The organism is Mycobacterium sp. H4Y (assembly GCF_000364405.1).
Lineage (GTDB): Bacteria > Actinomycetota > Actinomycetes > Mycobacteriales > Mycobacteriaceae > Mycobacterium > Mycobacterium intracellulare.
On sequence record NZ_AKIG01000001.1, the window covers coordinates 1,243,255 to 1,265,092 of the forward strand.

The window sequence follows — 21,838 nt, forward strand, 5'->3', positions numbered from 1 at the left end:
TTAGGTCCCATGGCTGAGTTCCGCGTCATCGACCCTCACGGGCGGGTGGTCGCGACGAAGAATTTCGCCAACGCCGAGGCCGCGCACGCATGGTTCGTCCACTCGGTCGGCGGCAACACCGAGCTGGGCTGGCGCATGGAGGTCAACGACGACGGGCAGTGGGCCTTCTTCGATGACACCGAAGGCTTTACCGCCCCGGTGAGCCGACGGCCGACGAAGCGCTGAATCAACGATCGTCGCGCGCGGCCGGCCACGTAGGCTCCCACCATGCATGTCGACGCGATGACGACGCCCCAGCCGCTCGCTCAAATCGGCGAACTTGCCCGCCGGACCCAATCCGCCGGCTTCTCCGGTTTGTTGTTCACCGAGACGGGCCGCACCGCCTACCTGAACGCCGCGGTCGCGTCGCAGGCCGCGCCCGGTCTCGAGCTGTCCACGGGTGTCGCGGTGGCGTTCCCGCGCAGCCCCTTCGTCACCGCCGCCGCGGCGTGGGAACTGCAGGAAGCGACCGAGGGAAAGTTCCGGCTGGGTTTGGGAACTCAGGTGCGCACCCACGTCGTGCGGCGCTACGGCACGGCCTTCGAACGGCCCGGGCCGCGGCTGCGCGACTACCTGCTCGCCGTGAAGGCGTGTTTCGCGGCCTTTCGCTCCGGGACGCTCGACCACCACGGCGACTTCTACGATCTCGACTTCATCACCCCGCAGTGGAGCCCGGGACCCATCGGCGCTGTCGACCCGAAAGTCGATATCGCGGCGGTGAATCCGTGGATGCTGCGGATGGCCGGCGAGGTGGCCGACGGGGTGCACGTCCACCCGATCGGCGAACCGGGATACCTGGCCCGCCACGTCCTGCCGACGGTCGCCGAAGGGGCGGCCAAGGCCGGGCGTTCGGTGTCGGACCTCGCGATCATCGTGCCCGTCATGACGATCGTCGGTGACAGCGACGAGGAGCGCGACAAGCAGCGCGAAGTCGTGCGCGCCAGCATGGCGTTCTACGGAAGCACGCCCAACTACGCGTTCATCTGGGACGAGGCCGGTTTCGAGGGCACGACCGCCCGGATCCGGGAGAAACAAAAGGCCGGAGACTTCGCCGGCATGGCCGCCCAGGTCAGCGACGACCACATCGCCGTCTTCGCCACCGAGTCCAGCTGGGACGGCCTGGCCGACGCGTTGACCGACAAATACGCCGGCATGGCAACGCGTTTGGTGATGTACAACTCCGTGGCCGACCAGGACCGCTTCGAGCGCTACGGCGAGGTGGCGCGGCGGATACGGCACCGCCAATAGCGTTACGGCAGAAGGCTATCGGGGCCGTCGAGCATCGGAGTCCGCTACTGTTTGTCGACCTTCGCGGCGATCTGATTGGCGATGTTGACGCCGAGGTCCCCGACATCCTTGCGGCACACGTCGACGTCGATGACGACGTTGCGGCGGGCGGTCAGCGCCCGCTGACAGGGCATCGTGACGTTCGTGCCGTCCCCGTTGACGGTCACGATCACCGACGTGCTCAGCACCCCATTGGCGTTGGACACCTGCCTCACCTTCCACTGAAGCTCGGGGTGGGTGCCGTCGGCGGGGACGGTGTCCTGGCGGTTGGCGCAGGCGGGCCAGCGCTGAGATGACGTGGAGAAGAAGGCGTTCGCCTGCTCGGGGGAGGGATACAACACCACGAACTGGTAGACGTCGGGGCTTTCCAATTGGTTGCCGCGGGGCGGCGTCGGTGCGATGTCGTGGTAGCCGTACACGCCGGTGCTTCCGCTGTCGGCGTATTCGGACGCCAATCCGGCATGGATCGTGTACTTGCATTCGGGCGGAAAGGTGTAGTCGGTGCGGTGCACCGGGTCCTCGCCGAGGTTGGTGAACGGCGGGTCGCTCGTCGTTCCCCGGGTGCCCAGCGCGCTGTCGATGTCGTCGGGGCTGAGCATCAGGTCGGGCAGCGCGGCCTTCGCGAGGGGAGTCTTGGGCGACGCCGTGGTGGTCGTGCTCGACGACGCCGCGGTGTCGCCTGCGCTGCTGTCACCGCACCCGGCGACCAGTAGCCCGGCGACGGCGACGGCGGCAGTTAGCTGGCGCATGGTGGGTGCCCTTCCTGCTTGAGCCGACTCCTCAGGGGTCGTTTGCGGTGGAGCATACGACAGCACTGGCCGCGGCGCGCCGGTTCGGCGCGAAGCGCTATCTTCGCGGGGTGTCCGCAGTGAACTTCGCGTCCGTCGCGCCGATCGTCCCCGTTCGGAATCTCGATGTCGCCCTGGACCGCTACCGGCGGCTCGGGTTCGACGCGCGCGCATACGACGGCCCGGACCGCTACGGCTTCGTCGACCGCGGGTCGGTGTCGCTGCACCTCACCGAGTGGGACGAACACGACCCGTTGCGCACCGCCGCGAGCGTGTACTTCTACGTCAGCGACGCCGACGCGCTGCACGCCGAGTGGTCCGCGCTGGAGAATCTCGAGGGCCGCTTGATCGCGCCGCAGGACACGCCCTACGGATTGCGGGAGTTCGCCTATGTCGATCCCGACGGGACCGCGCACCGGGTCGGCTCGCCCCTGACCTGATCTTCGGCCGTCGCGCCGGCTTCGTGGCGCAGTGGTCACAGGCGCAACACGCGTCCCTCCGCCGGGTGACAGACGAAATGCCCACCTCCGAGCGACAATCCGAGCGGGAGCGGCGGGACACCGCCCCAACACCGGACCACCCCGCGCGGTTGTCGCTCGGAGGTGGGCATTTGCGGTCATCCTCCCCGGGCGGCGCCAAAGCTCCCTACGTGACGGCCGTGGTCAACAAGCGGTGATGCCGCGACGCGCGCGTCAGCTCTCGCGCCGGATCCTGAGCGCGGTGGTGATCATGGGAATCTGCAGCGGCAGCCGGGCCAGGGCCACGATCCGCATCGCCCACGGCTTGTCCCACCACAACCGGACCATGTTGACGTTGCCCGGGAAGACCCCGACGAACAGGGCGACGGCGGCCAGCGCGGCGGTTCGCCGGGTGCGTCGCGGCACCAGCAGCGCCCCGATCGCCAGCTCGGCCACTCCCGACCCGTAGGTGTACAGCCGCGGGCTGCCGGGCAGTTCGACGGGGATGATCGAGTCGAACGGTTTGGGCGCCACGAAGTGCAGGGTGCCGATGCCGAGCAGCATCGCCGCGACGCGGAAGGCGAGTCGCTGGGTGGCGTCACGGCCGGCGAGGGGTCTCGTTGTCATGGAGACATTGTGCCCATTGCGGCCACGGCCTACCCGCGGTCGGCGTCGGTGTAGCGGATGATGCCGCGAATGTTGCGCCCCTCGAGCATGTCCCGATAGCCGTCGTTGATCTGCTCGAGGGTGTACTCCCGCGTGACCATGTCGTCGAGATTGAGCTGCCCCAGCTTGTACAACTCGAGGATCGCCGGGATGTCGTACTGGGGATTGCCGCCACCAAAAATGCTGCCCTGCAAGCTCTTCTGCAGCAGCGAGAGCCCGGCGAGGTTGAGGGTGACGTCGTTGGCCAACACGCTGGCCATGCCGGTGAGGCAACATACTCCGCCCTTGGCCGTCAGCGCCATCCACGACTCGACGTCTTTGCCCTCCACGTGGCCCACGGTGACGATTACCTTGCGGCACATCATGCCTCGCGTCGCCTCGGCAATTCCGGCCGCGGCGCTGCCCACGTCCGCGAAAGCCGCTGTGGCGCCGAACTTGAGCGCCTGCTCGCGCTTCCATTCGTAGGGATCGACGGCGAATATCCGTCGGGCCCCGGCGATGCGGGCGCCCTGCAGCGCGGCGACGCCGACGCCGCCGATGCCGATGACAGCGACGTCCTCACCCGGTGCGACCGCCGCGCTGCGCACCGCCGAGCCGTAGCCGGTGGTCACCCCGCAGCCCACCAGGCAGGCCACGTCGAACGGGATCGCGGGATCGATTTTGACCACCGAGGTCTGGTGCACCACCGCGTACGGCGCGAACGTCCCCAGCAGTGACATCGGGATGACGTCGCGGCCCCGCGCGGTGACCCGAAACGATCCGTCGGACACCGATTGACCCGACAGCAATCCCATGCCCAGGTCGCACAGGTTGCGCAGCCCCGTCTGGCACGGCGTGCACTTGCCGCAGGAGGGGATGAACGACATGACCACGTGGTCGCCGACGGCTAGGTGCTCGACACCGTCGCCGACCTCGGTGATGATGTCGGCGCCCTCGTGCCCGCCGAGCACCGGGAAGCAGGGGATGGGGAAGTCACCGGTCAGCAGGTGGTGGTCGGAGTGGCACAACCCTGCCGTCTCCAACCGGACCGTCACCTCGCCGGGGCGGGGATCGCCGATCTCGATCTCGTCGATCACCCAGGGTTCGTTGAGATCCCAGATCAGGGCGCCTTTGGTTTTCAACGGGGAGGCCTCCTGAACGTGTACTAACCGCTTAATTGTTAGCGCGGTCACAGACCGGCCCCCACCGAACTTAGACCAATACTATTGTCTATACAGTATTTGAAACGATTCGCCGCGACTGAACGCCGCCAGACCGCTCGAGGTTGAAAACATGGGTACACCCGTCATCGTTGGAGCCGTCCGAACGGCGATCGGCCGTTCCTTTAAGGGGACGCTGGTCAACACGCCGCCCGAGACGCTGATCACCGCGGTGCTTCCCGAGGTGGTGCGCCGGTCCGGTGTGGACCCGGCCGCCATCGATGACATCATTTTCGCCGAATCCCATTACGGGGGCGGCGATCTCGCGCGGTATGCGGCCACCGCGACCGGCCTCGAGCATGTCCCCGGTCAATCGGTCAACCGGCATTGCGCGGGCAGCCTCACCGCGATCGGCAACGCGGCGGCGCAGATCGGTTCCGGCATGGAGCGGGTGCTGATCGCCGGCGGCGTGCAGTCGCTGTCGATGACGCCGCTGACCAACTGGCGCATCCCCGGACCCGAGCTGAAGTTCGAGGAGCGGTGGATGCCGCCGACGCACGTCGAGACGCCCGACGCGCCGGCCAAGGACATGTCGATCACCGTCGGCTGGAACACCGCCCAGACCGTCGGCATCACGCGCGAAGAGATGGACGCGTGGGCGGCCCGCTCGCACCAGCGCGCCGTCGCGGCCCAGGACGCGGGCAAGTTCGTCGATGAGATCCTGCCCCTGAAGATTTTGCAGGCGGACGGTTCGGTCATCGAGTTCGCCGTCGACGAACACCCCCGCCGTGACACCACCGTCGAAAAGCTGGCCGGCCTCAAGGTATTGCACCCCGAGATCGAGGGCTTCTCGATCACGGCGGGCAACAGCAGCGGCACCAACGACGCCGCGGCCGCGGTCGCCCTGGTCGACCGCGAGTACGCCGACGCGGAGAAGCTCAACGTGATGGGCACGGTCAGGGCGTGGGCCGCCGCGGGCGTGCCGCCACGGGACTGCGGCCTGGGTGCGGTCAAGGTCATCGGAAAGGTGTTGCAGCGCGCCGGGTTGTCGCCCGGCGACGTGGCGCTGTGGGAGATCAACGAGGCGTTCGCGTCCGTGCCGATCGCGGCGTGCCGGGAATACGGCCTCGACGAGGAGAAGGTGAACTTCTCCGGTAGCGGCTGCAGCCTGGGCCACCCGATCGCGGCCTCCGGCGCGCGCATGGTGACCACGCTGGCCTACGAGCTGGCCCGCCGCGGCGGCGGCATCGGCGTCGCGGCGATGTGCGCCGGCGGCGGCCAGGGCGGCGCTGTCGTCATCGAGGTCTAGCGGCGATCGCGAGGGCGGCAAAGCGGGTCGCCGCCATCAGGTCTAGCGGCGTCAGTTACAGAACGTGTAGCCGATGAACTGGGTGCCGCGCGTGTCGCCGCTGGCGTAGTTGGCGAAGTGCACGGCCGGTTTTCCGTCGTACTGCGTGTTCATCTGCTGCACGGACGGCGGCGGGACGTCTTTGGGGAAGGCCAGGATCATGTCGGCGAAAATCTCCAGGCCGGCCTGGCAGATGGCTTCGCGCCGGGGCGGCTGTGGATTCCACGCGTGCACCACGACCGGCTCGGTCAGCTGAGATCCCGTCGCGCAATTCGGGTCGCAGAGCTTGAACACGGCCGTGCCGGTCCCGTCGGCGCCCTGCGGTCCCCAGGAGCTCCACGACATGTCCTGCAGCGCAACCGCCACGCTGGCGCACCCCAGAACGTTGAGCTTCTTGGGACGCGCGACCGGAGGGACGGACGGGTTGTAGCAGCCGGGGATGGCGAAGCTCTCCGGTGCCGACAGCGGTGGGCTGGTGGTGGGACCCGTCGCGCTGTGGTTGCCTTCGGTTACGCGCACCCCCACGACGGCCAAAACCCCGACCAGCACGACCGCCGCGATGCCGATCGCGATCAAACGCCCCCGCGAGATGTGCCGCAACCGCCTCGATGTAGGGACGTTGGCGTTGCCGCTCACAACCACCAGATTACGGACCAGTTTCTGGTCGGGGGTGGCAACCCGCGATGGCTTCTCAGGGTAAAGTTGGTCATCGCTGCCAACTTATCAAGGATTCCGTGGAGATGCCGATGAATGACCATGACCTGGCCGCGCGGTTGGCCACCGACGCGGGCCAGCTGCTGCTCGGGGTCCGGCAGGAGTTCGCCGACGCGGAAGCGAACGAACGGAAAGCCGCGGGGGACAAGCGATCCCACGACTTTCTGATGGCTGCGCTCGCCGCGCAGCGCCCCGGCGACGCGGTGCTGTCCGAGGAGGGCGCCGACAACCCGGTGCGGTTGCGCGCGGAGCGCGTCTGGATCGTCGATCCGCTGGACGGGACGCGGGAGTTCTCCGAGCTCGGGCGCGACGACTGGGCGGTGCACGTCGCGTTATGGGAGGCCGGCGAGCTGGTTGCCGGCGCCGTGGCGCTGCCGGCGCAGGGCATCACGTTCGCCACGCCCGACATCGCGTCGCCTCCGGCGGCGCCGGGCAAGCCACGGATCGTGGTCTCGCGCACCCGCCCGCCCGCCATCGCGCTGAACGTCCGGGACGCCCTGGACGGCGTTCTGGTCGAAATGGGTTCGGCCGGCGCCAAGGTGGCGTCGATCGTCCAGGGCTTGTCCGATGTGTACGTGCACGCCGGCGGGCAGTACGAATGGGACTCCGCCGCCCCGGTGGCGGTGGCGCGCGCCGCGGGGCTGCACACCTCCCGCATCGACGGGTCCGCTCTGGCCTACAACCAGCCGGACCCGAAGCTGCCGGACCTCGTGGTGTGTCGTCCCGAGCTCGCGGAGGCCGTACTCGCGGTTACCGGCTGACCGGCCGCGCCGGCCTGCGTCCAGGGGACCGCTAGACCGTGACGAAATCCGCCATCATGGCCATGTCCTCGTGCTCGAGGTTGTGGCAGTGGACCAGATAGGTTCCGCGATAGTCGGTGAACCGCACGATCACTTCCACGGCTTCGGCCGGGGCCACGTCGACGGTGTCTTTCCAACCGTGATCGAAGCGCCCGGGCGGCTTGTTGTTGCGCGACAAGACTTGAAACGGGTTGAGATGGACGTGGATTGGATGCCGGATGTCGGTGATGAAGCGCCAGACTTCGACATCGCCGATGCGCGGCGTCGCAACCGGAGTGCCGGGCTTGTAGGGCTTGTTGTTGATCGTCCACACACCGGCCCGGCCTTGTCCGAACAGAAAGGTGCGGGTGGTCGTGGCACGCCTCCGGTCCAGGGGTGCAACGCTTTCGCTGAGCCGTTCGGGAATGCTTGATTCGTCTGAGCGGTCGGTGCCGAGGACGTCGAAGCGCATGACCTCCGTAGTGGACTGTGCGCCAAGGGTGTTGACGAGCCGTACCCGGGTGCCGCGACGGTAGCGGGAGAAGTCGACGACGACGTCGAAGCGTTCGGCCGGCGCGATGTCGATCGCGTCATGCGTGATCGGACTGCTCAGAAGCCCACCGTCACTTCCGATCTGGGTGAACGGCGGTCCCTCGGGTGGTGGCGGGTCGAGCCGCAATCGGTAGCGGCGGGCGTTGGAGGCGTTGAGTACTCGGAATCGATACCGTGCGGGATCGGTGTCGAGCACGGGCCATGGCGCGCCGTTGACCAGTACGACGTCGCCGAGCACACCATTCATATAGGGGGCGGCGACCTCACCGCTGTCGGCGAGCGGGTACTGGAAAGAGCCGTCCGCGGCAAACGATCGATCGGTGATCATCAGCGCGATGTCGCGATCACCCTTCGGCAGTGGGAGGGCCAGCTCCTCATCGTCGTGCACGAGGTGAAATCCCGCGAGCCCACGCCAGACGGCTTGGCCGGTGTAGCCCATTCGGTGGTCGTGATACCACAGCGTCGCCGCGCGTTGTTGCATGGGGTAGACGTATTCGCGTTGCCCGACAACGGAATTGCGCGACGTTCCCGCCGCCATGCCGCCGTCACCGGGAGTGACCTTCGGGCCCTGTGGTTCGATCAGGTCGAGTGGATAACCGTCACTGTCGGGCGGGGTATGGCCGCCATGAAGGTGCACAGCAACGGGAACGGGCAACGCGTTGTGGTGGCGGATCACGGTGCGCCGTCCCGACCGGGAGACGATTGTGGGACCGGGAAAGGTTCCGCCATAGGTCCAGGCGGGCGTAGTCAGGCCGGGCAGTATCGGCAGGTCGGCGGCGCACTGGGTGATCTCGTAATAGTCGCTCGTGGCGTCGCTGGCGACGGGGGCCAGCTGAATTGGGATCGGCAACCGCGTCTGGTAGAGCGGCGGCAGCGGTACCTGGCTGCGCAGCAGCTTGCCCGGCTCGGCGGGGCCCAGCGCCAGCTGCGCCGCGGGCCATCCCGCTCCTGCGACACCGACGCCCGCCGTGAGCAAGCCGGCGCGCAGCAGGGTGCGCCGCTTCACGATGCCACCTCGCCGTCGACGGCGCGCCGAGCCGGCAACGGGGTACGCCAAATCACCGTCGCCACTTGGACAATCCCGACGACGAGCAAGACGCCCAGCGGAACGTGTACGGCAGTCAGTCGCAGTTCGCCTGCGGCGAACTCGGCGACGAGCAACAACGTCTGCGCTATGCCGCCCAAGAACGCGCCGCGCGGGCCGCCGAGACGCCAGATCCAGGCGAGGATAGCGACTTGCACCGCAGAGGTGAGGGTGATCGCTTTCGCCCCGAGCGAGTGCAGCATCAGCGCGTCGTACTGGCCGCCGAGAAAATTGCCCGCCAAAGTGGCCTGCGCGAGCGCGAGCACCACCATCGATGCGGTGCTGGCACGCGCCAACAGCAGCGGTCCCCGTGTGGTCGGGCCTCGCCGGTCACCGGCGTTCACAGGACCGCCGGGTGTGCTGCAATCGCCACGCCGAGGGCGGCGCAGTTGAGCGCCAGCAGGAATCCGCCGAACATCATCTGGCCCGTGATGTCGTGGGCCAGCACGTGGGTGTACACGGCGCACACGAAAAATATGACCAACCCCGCAGCGGCGGCAATGCCTATTGCCGGTATCCACAGGCCCACGATGAGTCCCAGGGTTCCCAATGTCTTCAGGGTGCCGATAGGAAACCTCAACCACGACACCGGCACGCCCGCGCTCGCCATCCCGGGCAGAATCGGCGCGAAGTGAACCAGCGCCGCGATACCCGAGAATCCATCGAAGGCGATCGCAGTGAATGTCACGATCAAATATGCGGTGTGCACCGTGTCCTCCTCGGGGGATTCATCTCGTCGGTATCGAGTCAGAGTCTTTGGCCGACAGTGCCTCTCGACGTACCATCTGCCTCAGGGTCGGGGTGGACTGGGTCGTCGAGATGACCACGATGCGGCCGAGGGAGGCCGAGTCGAGTCGGCCCGTTGGCTCCGAAGATGACCGTCTTCATCGTTCACTTCCCAATTTGTCACAACTAGTGATTATCACGGTACATGACGATTATGCACGGTGCCAGACTGAATGTAAGGAGACTGAAGCCGCGCTGCACGGCGCCGGCAGCACGGTGTCGTGACTTCGCGCCGTATGGCTTAGGGAATGCGGCCGACGAGCGCATTGCCTCATCGCGCCCGCCGATTGGTCAATGACCGGCGATCACGCCAGTTGGGGATGAACTCCGGGAATGAGCCCTGCCCCCGCGGCGACGCGCTGAAGAAGGCGGCGCAGCGTGTCGCGTTCTTTCGCAGACAGGGGCGCGGCTATTTCGTTTTCGAGGTCGCGGCCCTGCTCATGCAGCGCGGGCAGCAGGCGGCGGGCCTTGGCGGTAAGCGTGACAGCGACCGCGCGCCGATCCTCGGGGCGCGGTAACCGCTTTGCGAGTCCTCGCTGTTCAAGCTGGTCGATGACCACAACCATGGCATTGCGGTGGATCCCGAGGCGTTCGGAGAGCTGACGCTGGGATTGGCCGTCGGCACTAGCGAGTGCCAGCAGAACTGCGTACGTGCGGGGGTCGGCCCCTATCGACGAAAGCCGGCGCTGGAAGTCGCTGCTGATATGGGCGCCGAGTTGCGCGAGGAGAAACGGGATTCGTTCGTCGAGTTCAGCAATGCCGGAGTGATGTTCACTCGGCGGCTTGGGCAACGTCGGCTCCTCGAGTACTGGACTGTTTGCACCGCAACGCTTTACGTGCGAAGCGTTGCCAGTGCAGGGATTATCATCCTACAAGATCGTCATCGGCCGGTACAGTTCTTGACCGTTGCCGTGGCGTGTCGATCCCGCCGCGCCCGCCCCCGCAAGATCCGCTGCGCATAAGGGTCTCTCAGAGCAGGGCCTGCTGCCACGACAGGACGCGTGCGGCCAGTTCGGGTCCGCGGTCCTCCTGGATGAAGTGGCTGGCGTTGATGCGGGCGTGCGGCTGGCCCGCGGCGCCGGGGATGTGCTTGATCAGCGGGGTGTCCGCTTGCCCGAGGATGGGGTCGCGCGCACCGAAGATGGCCAGGAACGGCTTCTCCCAGCGCCCGAGCGCCTCCCACGCCCTCCTGTTGGCCGGAATCGCCGGATCGCTGGGCGAGGTGGGGACCAACTGGGGGAACGCGCGGGCCCCGGCCTGATATGTCTTGTCCGGGAAGGGGGCGTCATACCCGGCCCGCACCTTCGACGACACCCGGCGGACGGTCCCGGCGCCCACGATGCGTCCCGCCGGCAGCACGGGGGAGTAGCGCGCAAAGGCGCGCCAGGCATGGAAGGCGGGCGGGGTGCGCCGCTGTGCGGTGGGCAGGAAACCGTTGGCCACCACCAGCCGCCCGACGCGGTCGGGCTGCTCGGCGGCGATGCGCAGGCCGATCAACGATCCCCAGTCCTGCACGAGCAACGTGACATCCCACAGATTGAGGTGCTCGAACCACGAGACCACCCATTCCACGTGCCGCTGGTAGGTGTAATCCTCGATGCGGCTGGGCTTGTCCGACCGGCCGAAACCGATCAGGTCGGGTGCCAGCACACGGTTCCCGGCGTCGGTCAGGGGCGTGATCATGGAGCGGTACAGATAGCTCCACGTGGGCTCGCCATGCAGCAGGACGATCGGCGGCCCTTCGATCGGCCCCTCGTCGAGGTAGTGCATGCGCAGCGGCCGGGTGTCGCTCGCCGTGACGTCGAGATAATGCGCTACGAACGGGTAGCCCTCCAGGTTTTCGAAACGGGAGTCCGGGGTTCGCAGCACATGCATATCAGCTCCTCCGGTGAACCGGCACCTCTGCTAGCCTCTCTCGCCGAGGCGCATTCGTCTAGTGGGAGATTCATTGAGCTGGGCCGCGCCGGCCATTAAACTGGCTTATTCATGGCAATTCGGCGCGCGGTTCTGCTCATAGCCGACATCGGCGGTTACACGCACTACATGCAGTGGAACCGGACGCACCTTGCCCACGCCCAGCTGACGGTCGCGGGCCTGCTGGAGTCGGTCATCAACGCCGCCAAGGGGCTGAAGCTGGCCAAGCTCGAGGGCGACGCCGCGTTCTTCTGGGCGCCGGACACCAACGCCAAAGTGGTGGTGTGCGAGCGGCTGTCACGGATGCGCACGTCGTTCCTGGAGCGGCGGGAGCGGATGAAAAACGACATCGCCTGCCAGTGCGCGAGTTGCGCGCAGCTGGAGAAGCTGTCGCTCAAGTTCGTCGTGCACGTGGGCGAGGTGGCGGATCAGAAGGTGAAGCGCCATGTCGAGCTGGCCGGCTTCGATGTAATCCTGGTGCACCGAATGCTGAAAAACATGGTGCCGGTAGCCGAATACGTGCTCATGACCGATCCCGTCGCGGAATGCCTCGACGAGTCGATGCGTGGGCTGTGCACACCCATGCTGCACGTGTTCGACGGCATCGGCGAAACGTCGACGCACTACATCGACCTCGCGTCGTTGCAGGTTCCCGCCGTGGAGTCCGAGCGCAGTTTCTTGCGCCGGCTTGGCGCGACGATGAAGTTGGAGTTCAACACCCTGCCGTTCACCCTGGGCATGCGGGAGCCCGCCGAGGGGTTCCGCAACTTGGGGCGCGGGACCGAAGAAATCTCCGCGTAGCCCCCGCGCCGCTACTGAGCGCCGGCGAGGGCGCGGCCCATGCGCGACAGGGCCTCGGTGAGGATGGCGCGTGAGGTGGCGAAGTTCAGCCGCACGTGCCCGGCTCCGCCGGTGCCGAACACGTGGCCGGAGCTGAGCGCCACCCGGGCGTGCTCGAGGAACCAGCGGGCGGGTCCGGACAGGTCGGCGACCACCGCGAGGCCATCGCTTTCCTCTTCGTCGATACCGAGTGCCCGGCAGTCCAGCCACGCCAGGTAAGTGCCTTGTGGCCATTGACATTTCACGCTGGGCAGCTGCTCGGCGACCAACTCGCCCAGCAGCTTCCGGTTAGCGTCGAGGCCGGACAGCGTCGCGTCGAGCCAGTCGGCGCCGCTGCGGAACGCCTCGGCGTGCGCGATGACGCCGAGATGGCTGGCCCCGTGGCTGACCTCCTCCGGCATCCGGTCCAGGTCGGTGGCCGCCTCCGGCCCGGCGATCGCCACCGCCGCCTTCAGCCCGGACAAATTCCAGGCCTTGGACGCCGACGTCAGGGCGAAGGCGTTCTCCGCTCCGGGGACGGTCAGGAAGGGGGTGAACCGCGATCCCGGCAGGATGACGGGCGCGTGGATCTCGTCGGACACCACGCGGACGCCGTATCCGCGCGCGAGTTCGGCCACCGTGCGCAGCTCCTCGGGCGTGTGCACCGTGCCGGTCGGGTTGTGCGGATTGCACAACAGGTAGGCCACGTTCCCGTGCGTCGCGCGGGCCCGGGAAAACGCCTCCGCTAACGCGCCCAGATCGATGCGCCCCTCGGCGAGCGGCGCTTCGATCACGCGGCGGCCGTCGTGCGCCACGAACGCGTAAAACGGTGCGTACACAGGGGGATTGACGACGACGGCGTCACCGCGATCGGTGACCAGACGCAACACCTCGACGATGCCGAGCATGACGTCGGGAACGAGCGCGGTGCGGCCCACCTCCAAGTCGTCCCAGTCCCAGCGCCGCGCCGCGAATTCGCTGACCGCCTCCGCCAGCGCCGTGCCGCACGGGTATCCGGTGTCGCCGTCGTCGACGGCCCTGCGCAGCGCCTCGGCCACCGTCGGCGGCAGGTGCACGTCCATCTCGGCGACCCACAGCGGCAGGACGTCGGCGGGATGCGCCCGCCATTTCATGCTGGTGCGAAGCCGCAACTGCTCGAGCGTGAGCTCCTCGAAGGGATTAAAAGTCACTCGGGCAGATTATGTGGCGAACGCGTGCTTCGGAATCGTCAACGGCAGGTCGACCGAGCTGAGCAATCCCGGCTTCGCGGCAACGACATACGACACCGCGTTGACGACGCGCATCGCGGTGGCGACCATCGCGCCGGCCCCCGAGGTCATGCCCGCGATCCCGGCCCCGCCGGGATCCCGCAGCGTCGCAGCCAGGGTGCAGTCGAGGTCGGGGTCGCCGGTGATCATGACGCGATAGGACAGGTCGCCGATCCCGATGGGCCAGTCGGGCGCGACGTCGTGGGCGAGCCGGGTGACGTGTTCGATGACGATGGCCTCGCGGCCGTCGACCACCCCGATCGCCTGCATCCGCAGCGCGCCACAGGTTCCGGCCTCGACGGTGCCCATCGCGACTTCCAGCGTCCGGTTGGTGACCGCGCGATCGAAACCCTCACGGACTTCCTGGACTTCGACCCCGAGGGCGTCGGCGATCAACCGGATCTGGCCCTGCCATTCGCCGGCGATCGCGCCGGGAAAGCCGATCCAGGGTTGGTAGTCGAGCGGGCGGCCGAAACCCAGCGCGTCGCTCATGATGTCGGGAACCCCGTAATCGTCGTAGAGGCCGATCTCGAACGAGTGGATCTTTTCGATGACCGACGACTGGGTCGACAGCACCAGCGGCAGGTAGTCGGCGGCGAAGCCCGGCTCGATCCCGGACGCGTACAGCGATGCCTGGCCCCGCTTGGCGGCGGCGACCAGTTGGTCGCGCCACTCCGCCGGTTCGTAGGCGTGCGGGTTGACCAGCCGCGTCGTGCTGGTCGTCACGACGTTGATCCCGGCTTCGAGCAGCGTGACGTAGTCCGGGATGGCCAGCGCGTCGCGCTCCGGGCCGCTGGCCGCGTAGATGACGCAGTCGGGCTTCAACGCGATCAGCGCGTCGGCGTCGTTGGTGGCTGCCACGCCGATCGGCTCCCCGCCGGCCAGTTCGCCCGCGTCCTTGCCGACCTTGTCGTCCGAGTGCACCCAGACGCCGGCCAGGTCCAGATTCGGGCGCCGGGCGAGGGCGCGGATGGCGATCGAGCCGATGCCGCCGGTCGCCCACACCACCACGCGATGAGTCGTCATCTCGTTCCTCCTCAAGTCCATATCAGCCGCTGGTCTAAGACCAACGGCCGCCGCGGTTTTCGTGTGTTCGCGACGCGCGCGGCCGGTTCGAGCGGTCAGGTTTAAGAAAGCAGACACTATCTTAACGAACAAATTTTAGGTTAGTCTGCAGCGGTGGGGGCCGAATCCGAGTTTTTCCCGCCTCCGGGCGACGATTCGGGACCACGTTGTCGCTGTGCGGCGGGCATTTTTCGGCAGGGCGCGGGCGGGCGCTGATGTTCACGCTCAGGTTCGACATGCGCGCCCCCGGTTTCGGCGCGCCGCCCGCGGATCTGTACGCGGCGGCCATCGACATGTGCGCGTGGGCCGAGACCCGCGGCGCGGCGGCATCGCCCCCGACGTTGCCTGGCCCTATCTCGAACGCGCCGCGGCCGCCGCCGCCCAGGCGCACGATTCAGCGGGGCCGCGAGAGTGAATTCCACGACGCCGTGGCGGCGTGTCGCGTCGCAGGATTCACCCTCGGCCGCAGGACAGGTGAGGAGCAGAGCTATGAGGGTTGTCGTGTGGTCCACCGGCGGCGTCGGCAAGGTCGCGATCGACGCCGTCCGCCGACGCCCGGATCTGGAACTCGTTGGGGTATGGGTACATTCGGCGGACAAGGTCGGTCGAGACGCCGGCGAGCTGGCCGGCGGCGACCCGCTCGGCGTGACGGCCACCGACGACGCCGACGCCCTGATCGCCCTGGCACCGGACTGCGTGGTGTATGCGGCCAGCGGGCCCGAGCGCGACGGGGTGGCGGTGCCCGACTACGTGCGGCTGCTGAAGGCCGGCATCAACGTCGTGTCGACGTCGTCGACCAGCCTGGTGCACCCCCCGTCGTATTTCGCCCCGGACTGGCGCGACGAGCTCGAGGCGGCGGCCACCGCCGGCGGCGCCTCGTTCTACGTGTCGGGCATCTTTCCCGGCTTCGCCTCCGATCAGCTCGCGCTGCTCATGACGACGCAGTCGAAGCGCATCCGGACCATCACGGCCAGCGAGGTCGCGCTCAACGACCACTACCCGGTGGCCGACGTGATGATGAACGGGATGGGATTCGGCCACCCGCTGGATTTCCAGCCGATGCTCGCCACCCCCGGCTTCATCGAAATGGCTTGGCAGGCACCGATATACCTGATCGCGGGCGGCCTCGGGGTCGAGGTGGAAGGGGTGCGCGGCTCCCTGGACCGACGGTTGACCGACCGCGACATCGAGGTGGCATTCGGCACCATCAAGGCGGGCACCTGCGGCGCCGTGCGGACCCGGGCGGCGGGCGTGGTGAACGGTCGCGAGGCCATCGTGATCGAACACGTCATCCGGATGGCCCGCGACGTCGCGCCCGATTGGCCGACCTCGGAGTCCGACGCCACCTATCGGGTCGACATCGACGGCGATCCCGACGTCCACTGCGAGATGAGGATGGGGGAGGCCGCAGGCCACGGCGCCGGGCACGCCGCCATGGCGTCGACGGCGATGCGGGTCGTCAACGCGATCCCGTACGTGGTCACCGCACCCGCGGGCCTGCTGAGCTCGCTGGACATTCCCATGACGCTGCCGCTTTACGCCTTCGAGTGAAGGTGTAACGTGCATCACCAAGATTAGGCCACCTAGGAGTCTGCCGTGTACACACTGCGCTTCGACATGCGCGATCCCGAATGGGCCGCGGCCCCAACCGATCTGTACGCCGCGGCGCCCGAAATGGCCGCCTGGGCCGAGGAACACGGCGGTCTCGCCGCCGTGCTGTGTGAGCACCACGGCTCCGAGGACGGTTATCTGCCGTCGCCGTTTTTGCTGGCCTCCGCGGTGGCGGCGCGCACCCAGCGCCTGGCGCTGAGCCTGATCCTGATCCTGCCGTTCTACGAAACCGTGCGCCTCGCCGAGGACATGGCGGTCCTCGACATCATCAGCAACGGGCGGGCGTCGTACATCTTGGCGCTGGGGTACCGGCCGGAGGAGTTCGAGCACTTCGGCGTGCCGATCAAGAAGCGCGGTCGCGTCTGCGACGAGAAACTCGCGCTGCTGCGGCGACTGCTCGCCGGTGAAACCGTGATCGAGGACGGGCGGCGGATCACGGTCACGCCGCGCCCGCTGACCCCCGGCGGACCGGGGCTGATGTGGGGTGGGGGAACCCTGGCGGCGGCCCGCCGGGCCGGCAGGTACGGCTTGGGCATGCTGGGCAACGCCAACGCGCCGGGCATCCGGGAGGCCTACGAGGAGGCCTGCCGCGAGCACGGCCACACGCCGGGCCCCACCATGTTTCCCGACCGCAACACCCCGTCGGTCGTGTTCGTCGCCGACGACGTCGATCGGGCGTGGAAAGAGATCGGCGATCACCTGCTGCACGACGTGAAAACCTATGCCGCGTGGAACCCCGGCGACGAGACGACGGCCGGCTTCTCGCACGTGAACACCGTCGACGAGCTGCGCGAGACCGGAACGTCGCACGTGATCATCTCTGTCCCCGAAGCGATTTCGCGCGTGAAGGCCGGTCAGGTGCTCAACCTGTCGCCCCTGTGCGGCGGGTTGCCACCGGAGATCGCGTGGCCCTATCTCAAGCGGGTGGGCGAGGTCGTGCTGCCCCAATCGTTGTCCTGAGGACGCGTGCCGAACGTGGAGTTGTTGCGCGAAATGGTCGCGATTCCGCGCCACAACTCCACGTTCGTCGCTAGCGCGGTTGGTTCGGGACGCCCGGGAACAGTTCGCCCGCCGGCGGCTCGGTGGTCACCCAGCCGCCCAGCTTGGTTGCCAGGTGGGGCGCGAAAACGGCGCCGTAGAGGACGTTTCCGATGACGATCACGGCGACGACGGACAGGATCGAGGAGGTGACGCGGTTCTTCGACCTGTTCTGCGCCCACATCTCGATGACGTTGCGTCCCTGGTCGTCGGTCCGGCCCAGCAGGTAGGTGAAGAGCATCATCTGGATGCCCATCGCCAGCGAGTCGTAGAGCGGGTACTGGTGCAGGGTGCCCTCGCGGATCGCGAGCCCGGGAATCACGCGGCCGTAGTAGAACACGCCGAGCTTGGCGCCCAGGAACCCGTTGAAGAACAGCGCCCAGCAGAAGCCGACGATCAGTCCGACCACCAACAGCGTCTGGGGTCTGCGCCAGTTGAACCGGGCGGCCACCCATCGGCCCAGGGCCGCGCCGGTCACGGCCGGCAGCACGAAGTAGGAGATGTAGCCGACGGGAACGAACAGCGGCAGCCCGCCCCACGTCATGTTCAGCGGCCACCACGACGGCATCCGGGGGATGGCCGGCGGGAACTGCGCGTACATCGCCCAGTCGTAGGGGGCCTCGATCCACGAGAACGACATCGCCGAGATGCACAGCAGCAGAAGGGGGTGCACGCGCCGCTGGCGCACGCTCAGATAGATCCCGAGGGCGGTGAACGTGATGCCGCCGACGAGCGCGAAATCGCTGGCCGCCTGCATCACCGGCGTCATCTGGGAGCTCACCGGTCGGCCCCTTGACTCCGGCGTGCCTGCGGGTCGAAGCGCAGCACCAGCCCGAAGATCACAACGATCAAGCCGAACAGCGTGCCCAGCATGATGACAGCGCCCACAGTCGCAATCCCTTCCGATTCGAGCTCGACTGATTAGATAGTGCCTACTATCCTAAAGGGAGTCAACCATCGGGTGAGGAGGCAGTGACGTGGTTCAGCGGTCGTCCGGCACGAAACGCGGCGCGGCGGAGGCGTCGGCCTCGGTGCGCCGGCCCCGCGGCGCCCCGCGCAAGCTGCTGCTCGACACCGCCCGGGCCCGCTTCGCCCGCCAGGACTACCGCAGCACGACGACGCGCGAAATCGCCCAGGCCGCAGGCGTTACCGAGCATCTGTTGTTTCGCCACTTCGGCTCCAAGGCGGCGTTGTTCCGTGAGGCGCTCGTCCTGCCCTTCACCGATTTCGTCGAGGAGTTCCGCCGGACCTGGCAGTCGGTCGTCCCGGAGGAGACCGACGAGGAGGAGTTGGCGCGCCGGTTCGTCGGGCAGCTCTACGACGTGTTCGTCGAGCATCAGGGCCTGCTGTTGACCCTGATGGCATCCGAGGCGCTGTCCGAGGAGGAAAAGGCCGACGCCGGCATCGCCGAGATCCGGCAGGCCGTCACGGCGCTCGGGCAGATCAGCGCCGAGGGCATGCACCTGCGCGGGCTGCGCTCGGACCATCCCGACCTGCCCGCCCACTCGACGGTCGCGATGATCGCCGGCATGGCGGCGTTGCGGTCGACCTACTTCGGGACCGAGCCGCCGTCGAGGGAGACCATCGTCGACGAACTCATCCAGGCCATCTTGCACGGCTTCCTACACAGGAACGGCTGAGCTTTCGAAAGACCGCTCTACTCAGAGGAATTGGTTCATGACAGACACCAGCGCGATCGAGTTGTACTACGACCCCTTCGACTCCGTCATCGACGACGACCCCTATCCGGTGTGGAAGCGGATGCGCGAAGAAGCGCCGCTGTACTACAACGAGAAGTACAACTTCTACGCGCTGAGCCGCTACGAAGACGTGGCGCGCGAACTGCCCAACTGGCAGACCTACCGATCCGGCCGGGGCACCACCGCCGACATCCTGTTCGCCAATATCGAAGTGCCGCCCGGCATTCTGCTGTTCGAGGACCCCCCGCTGCACGACCTGCACCGCCGCCTGCTCTCGCGCGTTTTCACGCCCCGGCGCATGCTGGCCGTCGAAGACCTGGTGCGTGGGTTCTGCGTCCGCGAGCTTGACCCGCTCGTCGGCGCCGGCGGCTTCGACTTCATCGCCGACCTCGGGGCGATGATGCCGATGCGGACCATCGGCTACCTGTTGGGCATCCCCGAGGCCGACCAGGAAAAGATCCGCGACCGCAGCGTCGCCAACATCGAACTGTCCACGGACAGCGACCCGGCCGCGGTCGACGCGAACATCTTCGCGAACTCCATTGCCCTGTTCGCCGAGTACATCGAGTGGCGGGCCAGTCATCCCTCCGACGACCTGATGACCGAGCTGCTGCGGGCCGAGATCGACGAGCCCGACGGGACCCGGCGCCCGCTGTCGCGCACCGAGGTGCTGGCCTACACCGCCATGATCGCCGGCGCCGGCAACGAGACGACCGCCCGGCTCATCGGTTTCATGGGACAGCTGCTGTCGGACCATCCCGAGCAGCGCCGCGAGCTCGTCGCCGACCCGTCCCTCATCCCCGGGGCGATCGAGGAGACGCTGCGCTTCGAACCCCCGTCGCCGGTGCAGGCGCGCTACGTGGCCCAGGACGCCGAGCAGTACGGCCGTGTCGTCCCCGAGGGGTCATTCATGTTGCTGCTCAACGGTTCCGCCAACCGCGACCCCCGGCGGTTCGCCGATCCGGACCGCTACGACATCCACCGGCAGGCGGGCGGCCACCTCAGCTTCGGGCAGGGCCTGCACTTCTGCCTGGGCTCGGCGCTGGCCCGGATGGAGGCGCGGGTGGCCTTCGAGGAGGTGCTCAAGCGCTGGCCGGACTGGGAGGTCGACTACGCCAACGCCGAGCGTGCGCACACCGCGAGCGTGCGCGGATGGGCGCGCCTGCCGGTGGTCACTCGTTGAGCCGGGGCACCGCTAGGGCTCGCTCCGGTCCACCAACACCGCGCCGTCGGGCCGGTTTCCCAGCGTCTGCAGCGGGATGTCCCCGCCGTCGGCGGTGAGGCGCACGATCTGCGCGAGCTGTTCCGGGGCGTCGCACTGCAGATAATGGTCGGCGCCCGGCACCACCCAGTAGCGATTGCGGCCCGGCTTGTTCTTCAGATAGGTCTGCCAGACGTGGTTGGGAACCCGCAACGGGGCCACGTTGTCGTGGAGGCCCCACACCACCGTGGTGTTGACTTCGCTGGTGGAAAGCGCCTCCAGCCAACCGGTTTCGTCGGCGGCGCGCTCGTGGAGGTATTGAATCGTATCGGGCAGCACGCGGATTCCGTCATTGTGGGCAAAACACTTGGCCAGCGCGGCGATCTCCGGATCGTCCAATGTCCGCCGCGGCATGAACGTGCTGGCGCCCAAACCGGCCGCCAGCATCTCCGGCGTCGTCGCCGCCGCGGTGGCGCGCCCGGTCCCGGGATCGAGCAGCGCGGTCTGGAACGCGGTCAGGTTCGAAAGGGGAAGGTAGATATTGGCATTCGTCACGATCAGGTCGGCGGGCAGCGACGGCGGATCAAGGGCTGCCAGCATGCCCAGCGCGATCATCCCCACGCTGCTGCCGCGGTCGTGGGTGAGCATGCGGTAGTCGGTGAGCTGCCACGCCTCGGTGATGGCGTAGACCAGCAGCCGCGCGTCGTCGTACAGCGAGTACACATACGGCTCGGGCGGTTTGTCGGACAGGCCGTAGCCGGGAAAGTCGAGCAGGTAGATGTCGAACTCCGCGCGCAGTTCGGCCGCCAGCGCGAAGTAGTCGATGCTCGACGTCGGAAAGCCGTGCACCAGCACCAGCGCGGGCGCGCCGGGCGTGCCGCAACGGCGGCTGAAGATCGTGACTTCTCTGGCCTCGTTGGCCGCGGTGGTCGACCGCCAACGAAGTTGGGTGCCGCCGTTTTGCCACTGCGCGAAGATGTCCAAGCTGTCAGCCTGTCAGAGGGGGCCGCGGCAGACAACCACGGCGGCTAGGGGCACGTCACGTGGATCCCGAACCTCACGTCGCGCACGCCGCTTTGCCCGGGTGTGGTCGCCTGGCCCGTTCCGGTGATCGTGTAGCCCTTGCCGTCCTTGGTCGCCTGGACCTGCGTCGGCGAATTGGTGCCTTGATAGGGCAGCTGATATTGGCCATTGGGCAGCTTGAGTGAAATCGCGAACCCGTCGACGGTGGGGGGCCGTTCGTCCGAGACGGCCAGCGACACCGACGCCGCGTCGTCGTGCACGCTGATGCGGGTCGTGAGATCCCCCGATTCCGGCGGCGACGCATTCGGCTGGGCCGCCGAGCTCGTGCAGTCGACCGCGGCGATGAGCGTGTGCTTGTTCCCATCGATCATCACGGTCGTGCTCGTCAAAGCCGGTGTCGAACTGGGGGGACTCGCCGGGTGACTCTCCTTGCCCGAACAGGCCGGCAGGCTCGCCCCCAGCGCCAGCGCGCCGAGCGCGGAACCCGCACGAACGATCCACGGCCGAGGGTGTGTCATATCGGTCCTCCGCTAGACGGTCATGAGGACTATAGAACCTT

The 21,838-nt window shown here is 67.7% G+C and carries 24 protein-coding genes and 1 pseudogene; 11 read left to right on the forward strand and 14 right to left on the reverse strand.

Translation table 11 applies throughout. From position 1 onward, the window contains the following. Positions 1–9 precede the first annotated feature (9 nt). Both W7U_RS05520 and W7U_RS05525 read left to right on the forward strand, forming a co-directional pair. Positions 10–225, forward strand: a complete 216-nt coding sequence (locus W7U_RS05520) for a hypothetical protein (RefSeq protein ID WP_008255723.1) — start codon at positions 10–12, stop codon at positions 223–225. A 42-nt stretch (positions 226–267) separates the two neighbouring features. Beyond that, complete coding sequence (locus tag W7U_RS05525) at positions 268–1,287, forward strand: TIGR03617 family F420-dependent LLM class oxidoreductase (RefSeq protein WP_008255724.1); 1,020 nt, start codon at positions 268–270, stop codon at positions 1,285–1,287. Positions 1,288–1,331: 44 nt separating this feature from the next. On the opposite strand, the gene W7U_RS05530 is transcribed toward W7U_RS05525, so the two are convergent. Continuing rightward, positions 1,332–2,075 carry a sensor domain-containing protein gene (locus tag W7U_RS05530; RefSeq protein ID WP_008255725.1) on the reverse strand — a complete coding sequence of 248 codons (744 nt, stop codon included), beginning with the start codon at positions 2,073–2,075 and terminating at the stop codon, positions 1,332–1,334. A 119-nt stretch (positions 2,076–2,194) separates the two neighbouring features. On the opposite strand from W7U_RS05530, the gene W7U_RS05535 reads away from it, so the two are divergent. Continuing rightward, positions 2,195–2,554 carry a VOC family protein gene (locus tag W7U_RS05535; RefSeq protein WP_014711398.1) on the forward strand — a complete coding sequence of 120 codons (360 nt, stop codon included), beginning with the start codon at positions 2,195–2,197 and terminating at the stop codon, positions 2,552–2,554. A gap of 252 nt (positions 2,555–2,806) precedes the next feature. On the opposite strand, the gene W7U_RS05540 is transcribed toward W7U_RS05535, so the two are convergent. Continuing rightward, positions 2,807–3,199 (reverse strand): membrane protein, encoded by a 393-nt coding sequence (locus tag W7U_RS05540; RefSeq protein WP_008255727.1) that lies wholly within the window; start codon positions 3,197–3,199, stop codon positions 2,807–2,809. Positions 3,200–3,228: 29 nt separating this feature from the next. Continuing rightward, complete coding sequence (locus W7U_RS05545) at positions 3,229–4,359, reverse strand: NDMA-dependent alcohol dehydrogenase (protein WP_008255728.1); 1,131 nt, start codon at positions 4,357–4,359, stop codon at positions 3,229–3,231. 151 nt (positions 4,360–4,510) lie between these two features. Between W7U_RS05545 and W7U_RS05550 the strand changes: the two genes are divergently transcribed. Continuing rightward, complete coding sequence (locus W7U_RS05550; protein WP_008255729.1) at positions 4,511–5,686, forward strand: thiolase family protein; 1,176 nt, start codon at positions 4,511–4,513, stop codon at positions 5,684–5,686. A gap of 51 nt (positions 5,687–5,737) precedes the next feature. Here the strand turns inward: W7U_RS05550 and W7U_RS05555 are convergent, their stop codons facing one another. Next, a complete protein-coding gene (locus tag W7U_RS05555; RefSeq protein ID WP_014384440.1) occupies positions 5,738–6,301 on the reverse strand; it encodes a hypothetical protein in 564 nt (187 codons plus the stop codon). A 170-nt stretch (positions 6,302–6,471) separates the two neighbouring features. On the opposite strand from W7U_RS05555, the gene W7U_RS05560 reads away from it, so the two are divergent. Continuing rightward, positions 6,472–7,200 (forward strand): 3'(2'),5'-bisphosphate nucleotidase CysQ, encoded by a 729-nt coding sequence (locus W7U_RS05560; RefSeq protein WP_008255731.1) that lies wholly within the window; start codon positions 6,472–6,474, stop codon positions 7,198–7,200. 31 nt (positions 7,201–7,231) lie between these two features. On the opposite strand, the gene W7U_RS05565 is transcribed toward W7U_RS05560, so the two are convergent. The 5 genes from W7U_RS05565 to W7U_RS05590 all read right to left on the reverse strand — a co-directional run bounded on the left by W7U_RS05565 (position 7,232) and on the right by W7U_RS05590 (position 11,515). Next, positions 7,232–8,776, reverse strand: a complete 1,545-nt coding sequence (locus W7U_RS05565; RefSeq protein WP_008255732.1) for a multicopper oxidase family protein — start codon at positions 8,774–8,776, stop codon at positions 7,232–7,234. Next, on the reverse strand, positions 8,773–9,126 hold the full coding sequence (locus W7U_RS05570; protein WP_042911607.1) for a hypothetical protein: 354 nt from the start codon (positions 9,124–9,126) through the stop codon (positions 8,773–8,775). Before W7U_RS05570 ends, W7U_RS05565 begins: the two co-directional genes overlap by 4 nt. A 68-nt stretch (positions 9,127–9,194) precedes the next feature. Beyond that, the gene (locus tag W7U_RS05575) at positions 9,195–9,563 is read right to left on the reverse strand and encodes a DoxX family protein (RefSeq protein ID WP_008255734.1); all 369 of its coding nucleotides are present in this window, start codon (positions 9,561–9,563) and stop codon (positions 9,195–9,197) included. A 382-nt stretch (positions 9,564–9,945) separates the two neighbouring features. After that, positions 9,946–10,431: a MarR family transcriptional regulator gene (locus W7U_RS25275; RefSeq protein WP_008255735.1), complete on the reverse strand. Its 486-nt coding sequence runs from the start codon at positions 10,429–10,431 to the stop codon at positions 9,946–9,948. Positions 10,432–10,609: 178 nt separating this feature from the next. Then, the gene (locus W7U_RS05590) at positions 10,610–11,515 is read right to left on the reverse strand and encodes a haloalkane dehalogenase (RefSeq protein ID WP_008255736.1); all 906 of its coding nucleotides are present in this window, start codon (positions 11,513–11,515) and stop codon (positions 10,610–10,612) included. 111 nt (positions 11,516–11,626) lie between these two features. Between W7U_RS05590 and W7U_RS05595 the strand changes: the two genes are divergently transcribed. Beyond that, positions 11,627–12,355 carry a DUF2652 domain-containing protein gene (locus W7U_RS05595; RefSeq protein WP_008255737.1) on the forward strand — a complete coding sequence of 243 codons (729 nt, stop codon included), beginning with the start codon at positions 11,627–11,629 and terminating at the stop codon, positions 12,353–12,355. Between the two features lie 11 nt (positions 12,356–12,366). Here the strand turns inward: W7U_RS05595 and W7U_RS05600 are convergent, their stop codons facing one another. Both W7U_RS05600 and W7U_RS05605 read right to left on the reverse strand, forming a co-directional pair. Then, the gene (locus W7U_RS05600; protein WP_008255738.1) at positions 12,367–13,563 is read right to left on the reverse strand and encodes a MalY/PatB family protein; all 1,197 of its coding nucleotides are present in this window, start codon (positions 13,561–13,563) and stop codon (positions 12,367–12,369) included. A 9-nt stretch (positions 13,564–13,572) separates the two neighbouring features. Next, positions 13,573–14,667, reverse strand: a complete 1,095-nt coding sequence (locus W7U_RS05605) for a dihydrodipicolinate reductase (protein ID WP_008255739.1) — start codon at positions 14,665–14,667, stop codon at positions 13,573–13,575. Positions 14,668–14,921: 254 nt separating this feature from the next. On the opposite strand from W7U_RS05605, the pseudogene W7U_RS26685 reads away from it, so the two are divergent. The 3 genes and pseudogenes from W7U_RS26685 to W7U_RS05615 form a co-directional block, all read left to right on the forward strand. Next, positions 14,922–15,017: pseudogene (locus W7U_RS26685) on the forward strand (LLM class flavin-dependent oxidoreductase); the annotation flags it as partial. Between the two features lie 178 nt (positions 15,018–15,195). Beyond that, on the forward strand, positions 15,196–16,257 hold the full coding sequence (locus W7U_RS05610) for a dihydrodipicolinate reductase (RefSeq protein ID WP_036428759.1): 1,062 nt from the start codon (positions 15,196–15,198) through the stop codon (positions 16,255–16,257). A gap of 45 nt (positions 16,258–16,302) precedes the next feature. After that, entirely contained in the window at positions 16,303–17,277 is a 975-nt protein-coding gene (locus W7U_RS05615) for an LLM class flavin-dependent oxidoreductase (protein WP_008255741.1), read from the forward strand. Positions 17,278–17,347: 70 nt separating this feature from the next. Here W7U_RS05615 and W7U_RS05620 read toward each other — a convergent pair whose 3' ends face one another. Continuing rightward, positions 17,348–18,136 carry a spirocyclase AveC family protein gene (locus tag W7U_RS05620; RefSeq protein WP_008255742.1) on the reverse strand — a complete coding sequence of 263 codons (789 nt, stop codon included), beginning with the start codon at positions 18,134–18,136 and terminating at the stop codon, positions 17,348–17,350. A gap of 196 nt (positions 18,137–18,332) precedes the next feature. On the opposite strand from W7U_RS05620, the gene W7U_RS05625 reads away from it, so the two are divergent. Then, positions 18,333–18,995, forward strand: coding sequence for a TetR/AcrR family transcriptional regulator (locus tag W7U_RS05625; protein WP_008255744.1), 663 nt, complete (start codon positions 18,333–18,335; stop codon positions 18,993–18,995). Between the two features lie 37 nt (positions 18,996–19,032). After that, positions 19,033–20,238 carry a cytochrome P450 gene (locus tag W7U_RS05630; RefSeq protein WP_008255745.1) on the forward strand — a complete coding sequence of 402 codons (1,206 nt, stop codon included), beginning with the start codon at positions 19,033–19,035 and terminating at the stop codon, positions 20,236–20,238. A gap of 12 nt (positions 20,239–20,250) precedes the next feature. On the opposite strand, the gene W7U_RS05635 is transcribed toward W7U_RS05630, so the two are convergent. Together W7U_RS05635 and W7U_RS05640 are read right to left on the reverse strand one after the other, a co-directional pair. Then, positions 20,251–21,240 carry an alpha/beta fold hydrolase gene (locus W7U_RS05635; RefSeq protein ID WP_008255746.1) on the reverse strand — a complete coding sequence of 330 codons (990 nt, stop codon included), beginning with the start codon at positions 21,238–21,240 and terminating at the stop codon, positions 20,251–20,253. Between the two features lie 44 nt (positions 21,241–21,284). Continuing rightward, positions 21,285–21,797 (reverse strand): lipoprotein LpqH, encoded by a 513-nt coding sequence (locus tag W7U_RS05640; protein ID WP_036428762.1) that lies wholly within the window; start codon positions 21,795–21,797, stop codon positions 21,285–21,287. Positions 21,798–21,838: the final 41 nt, after the last annotated feature.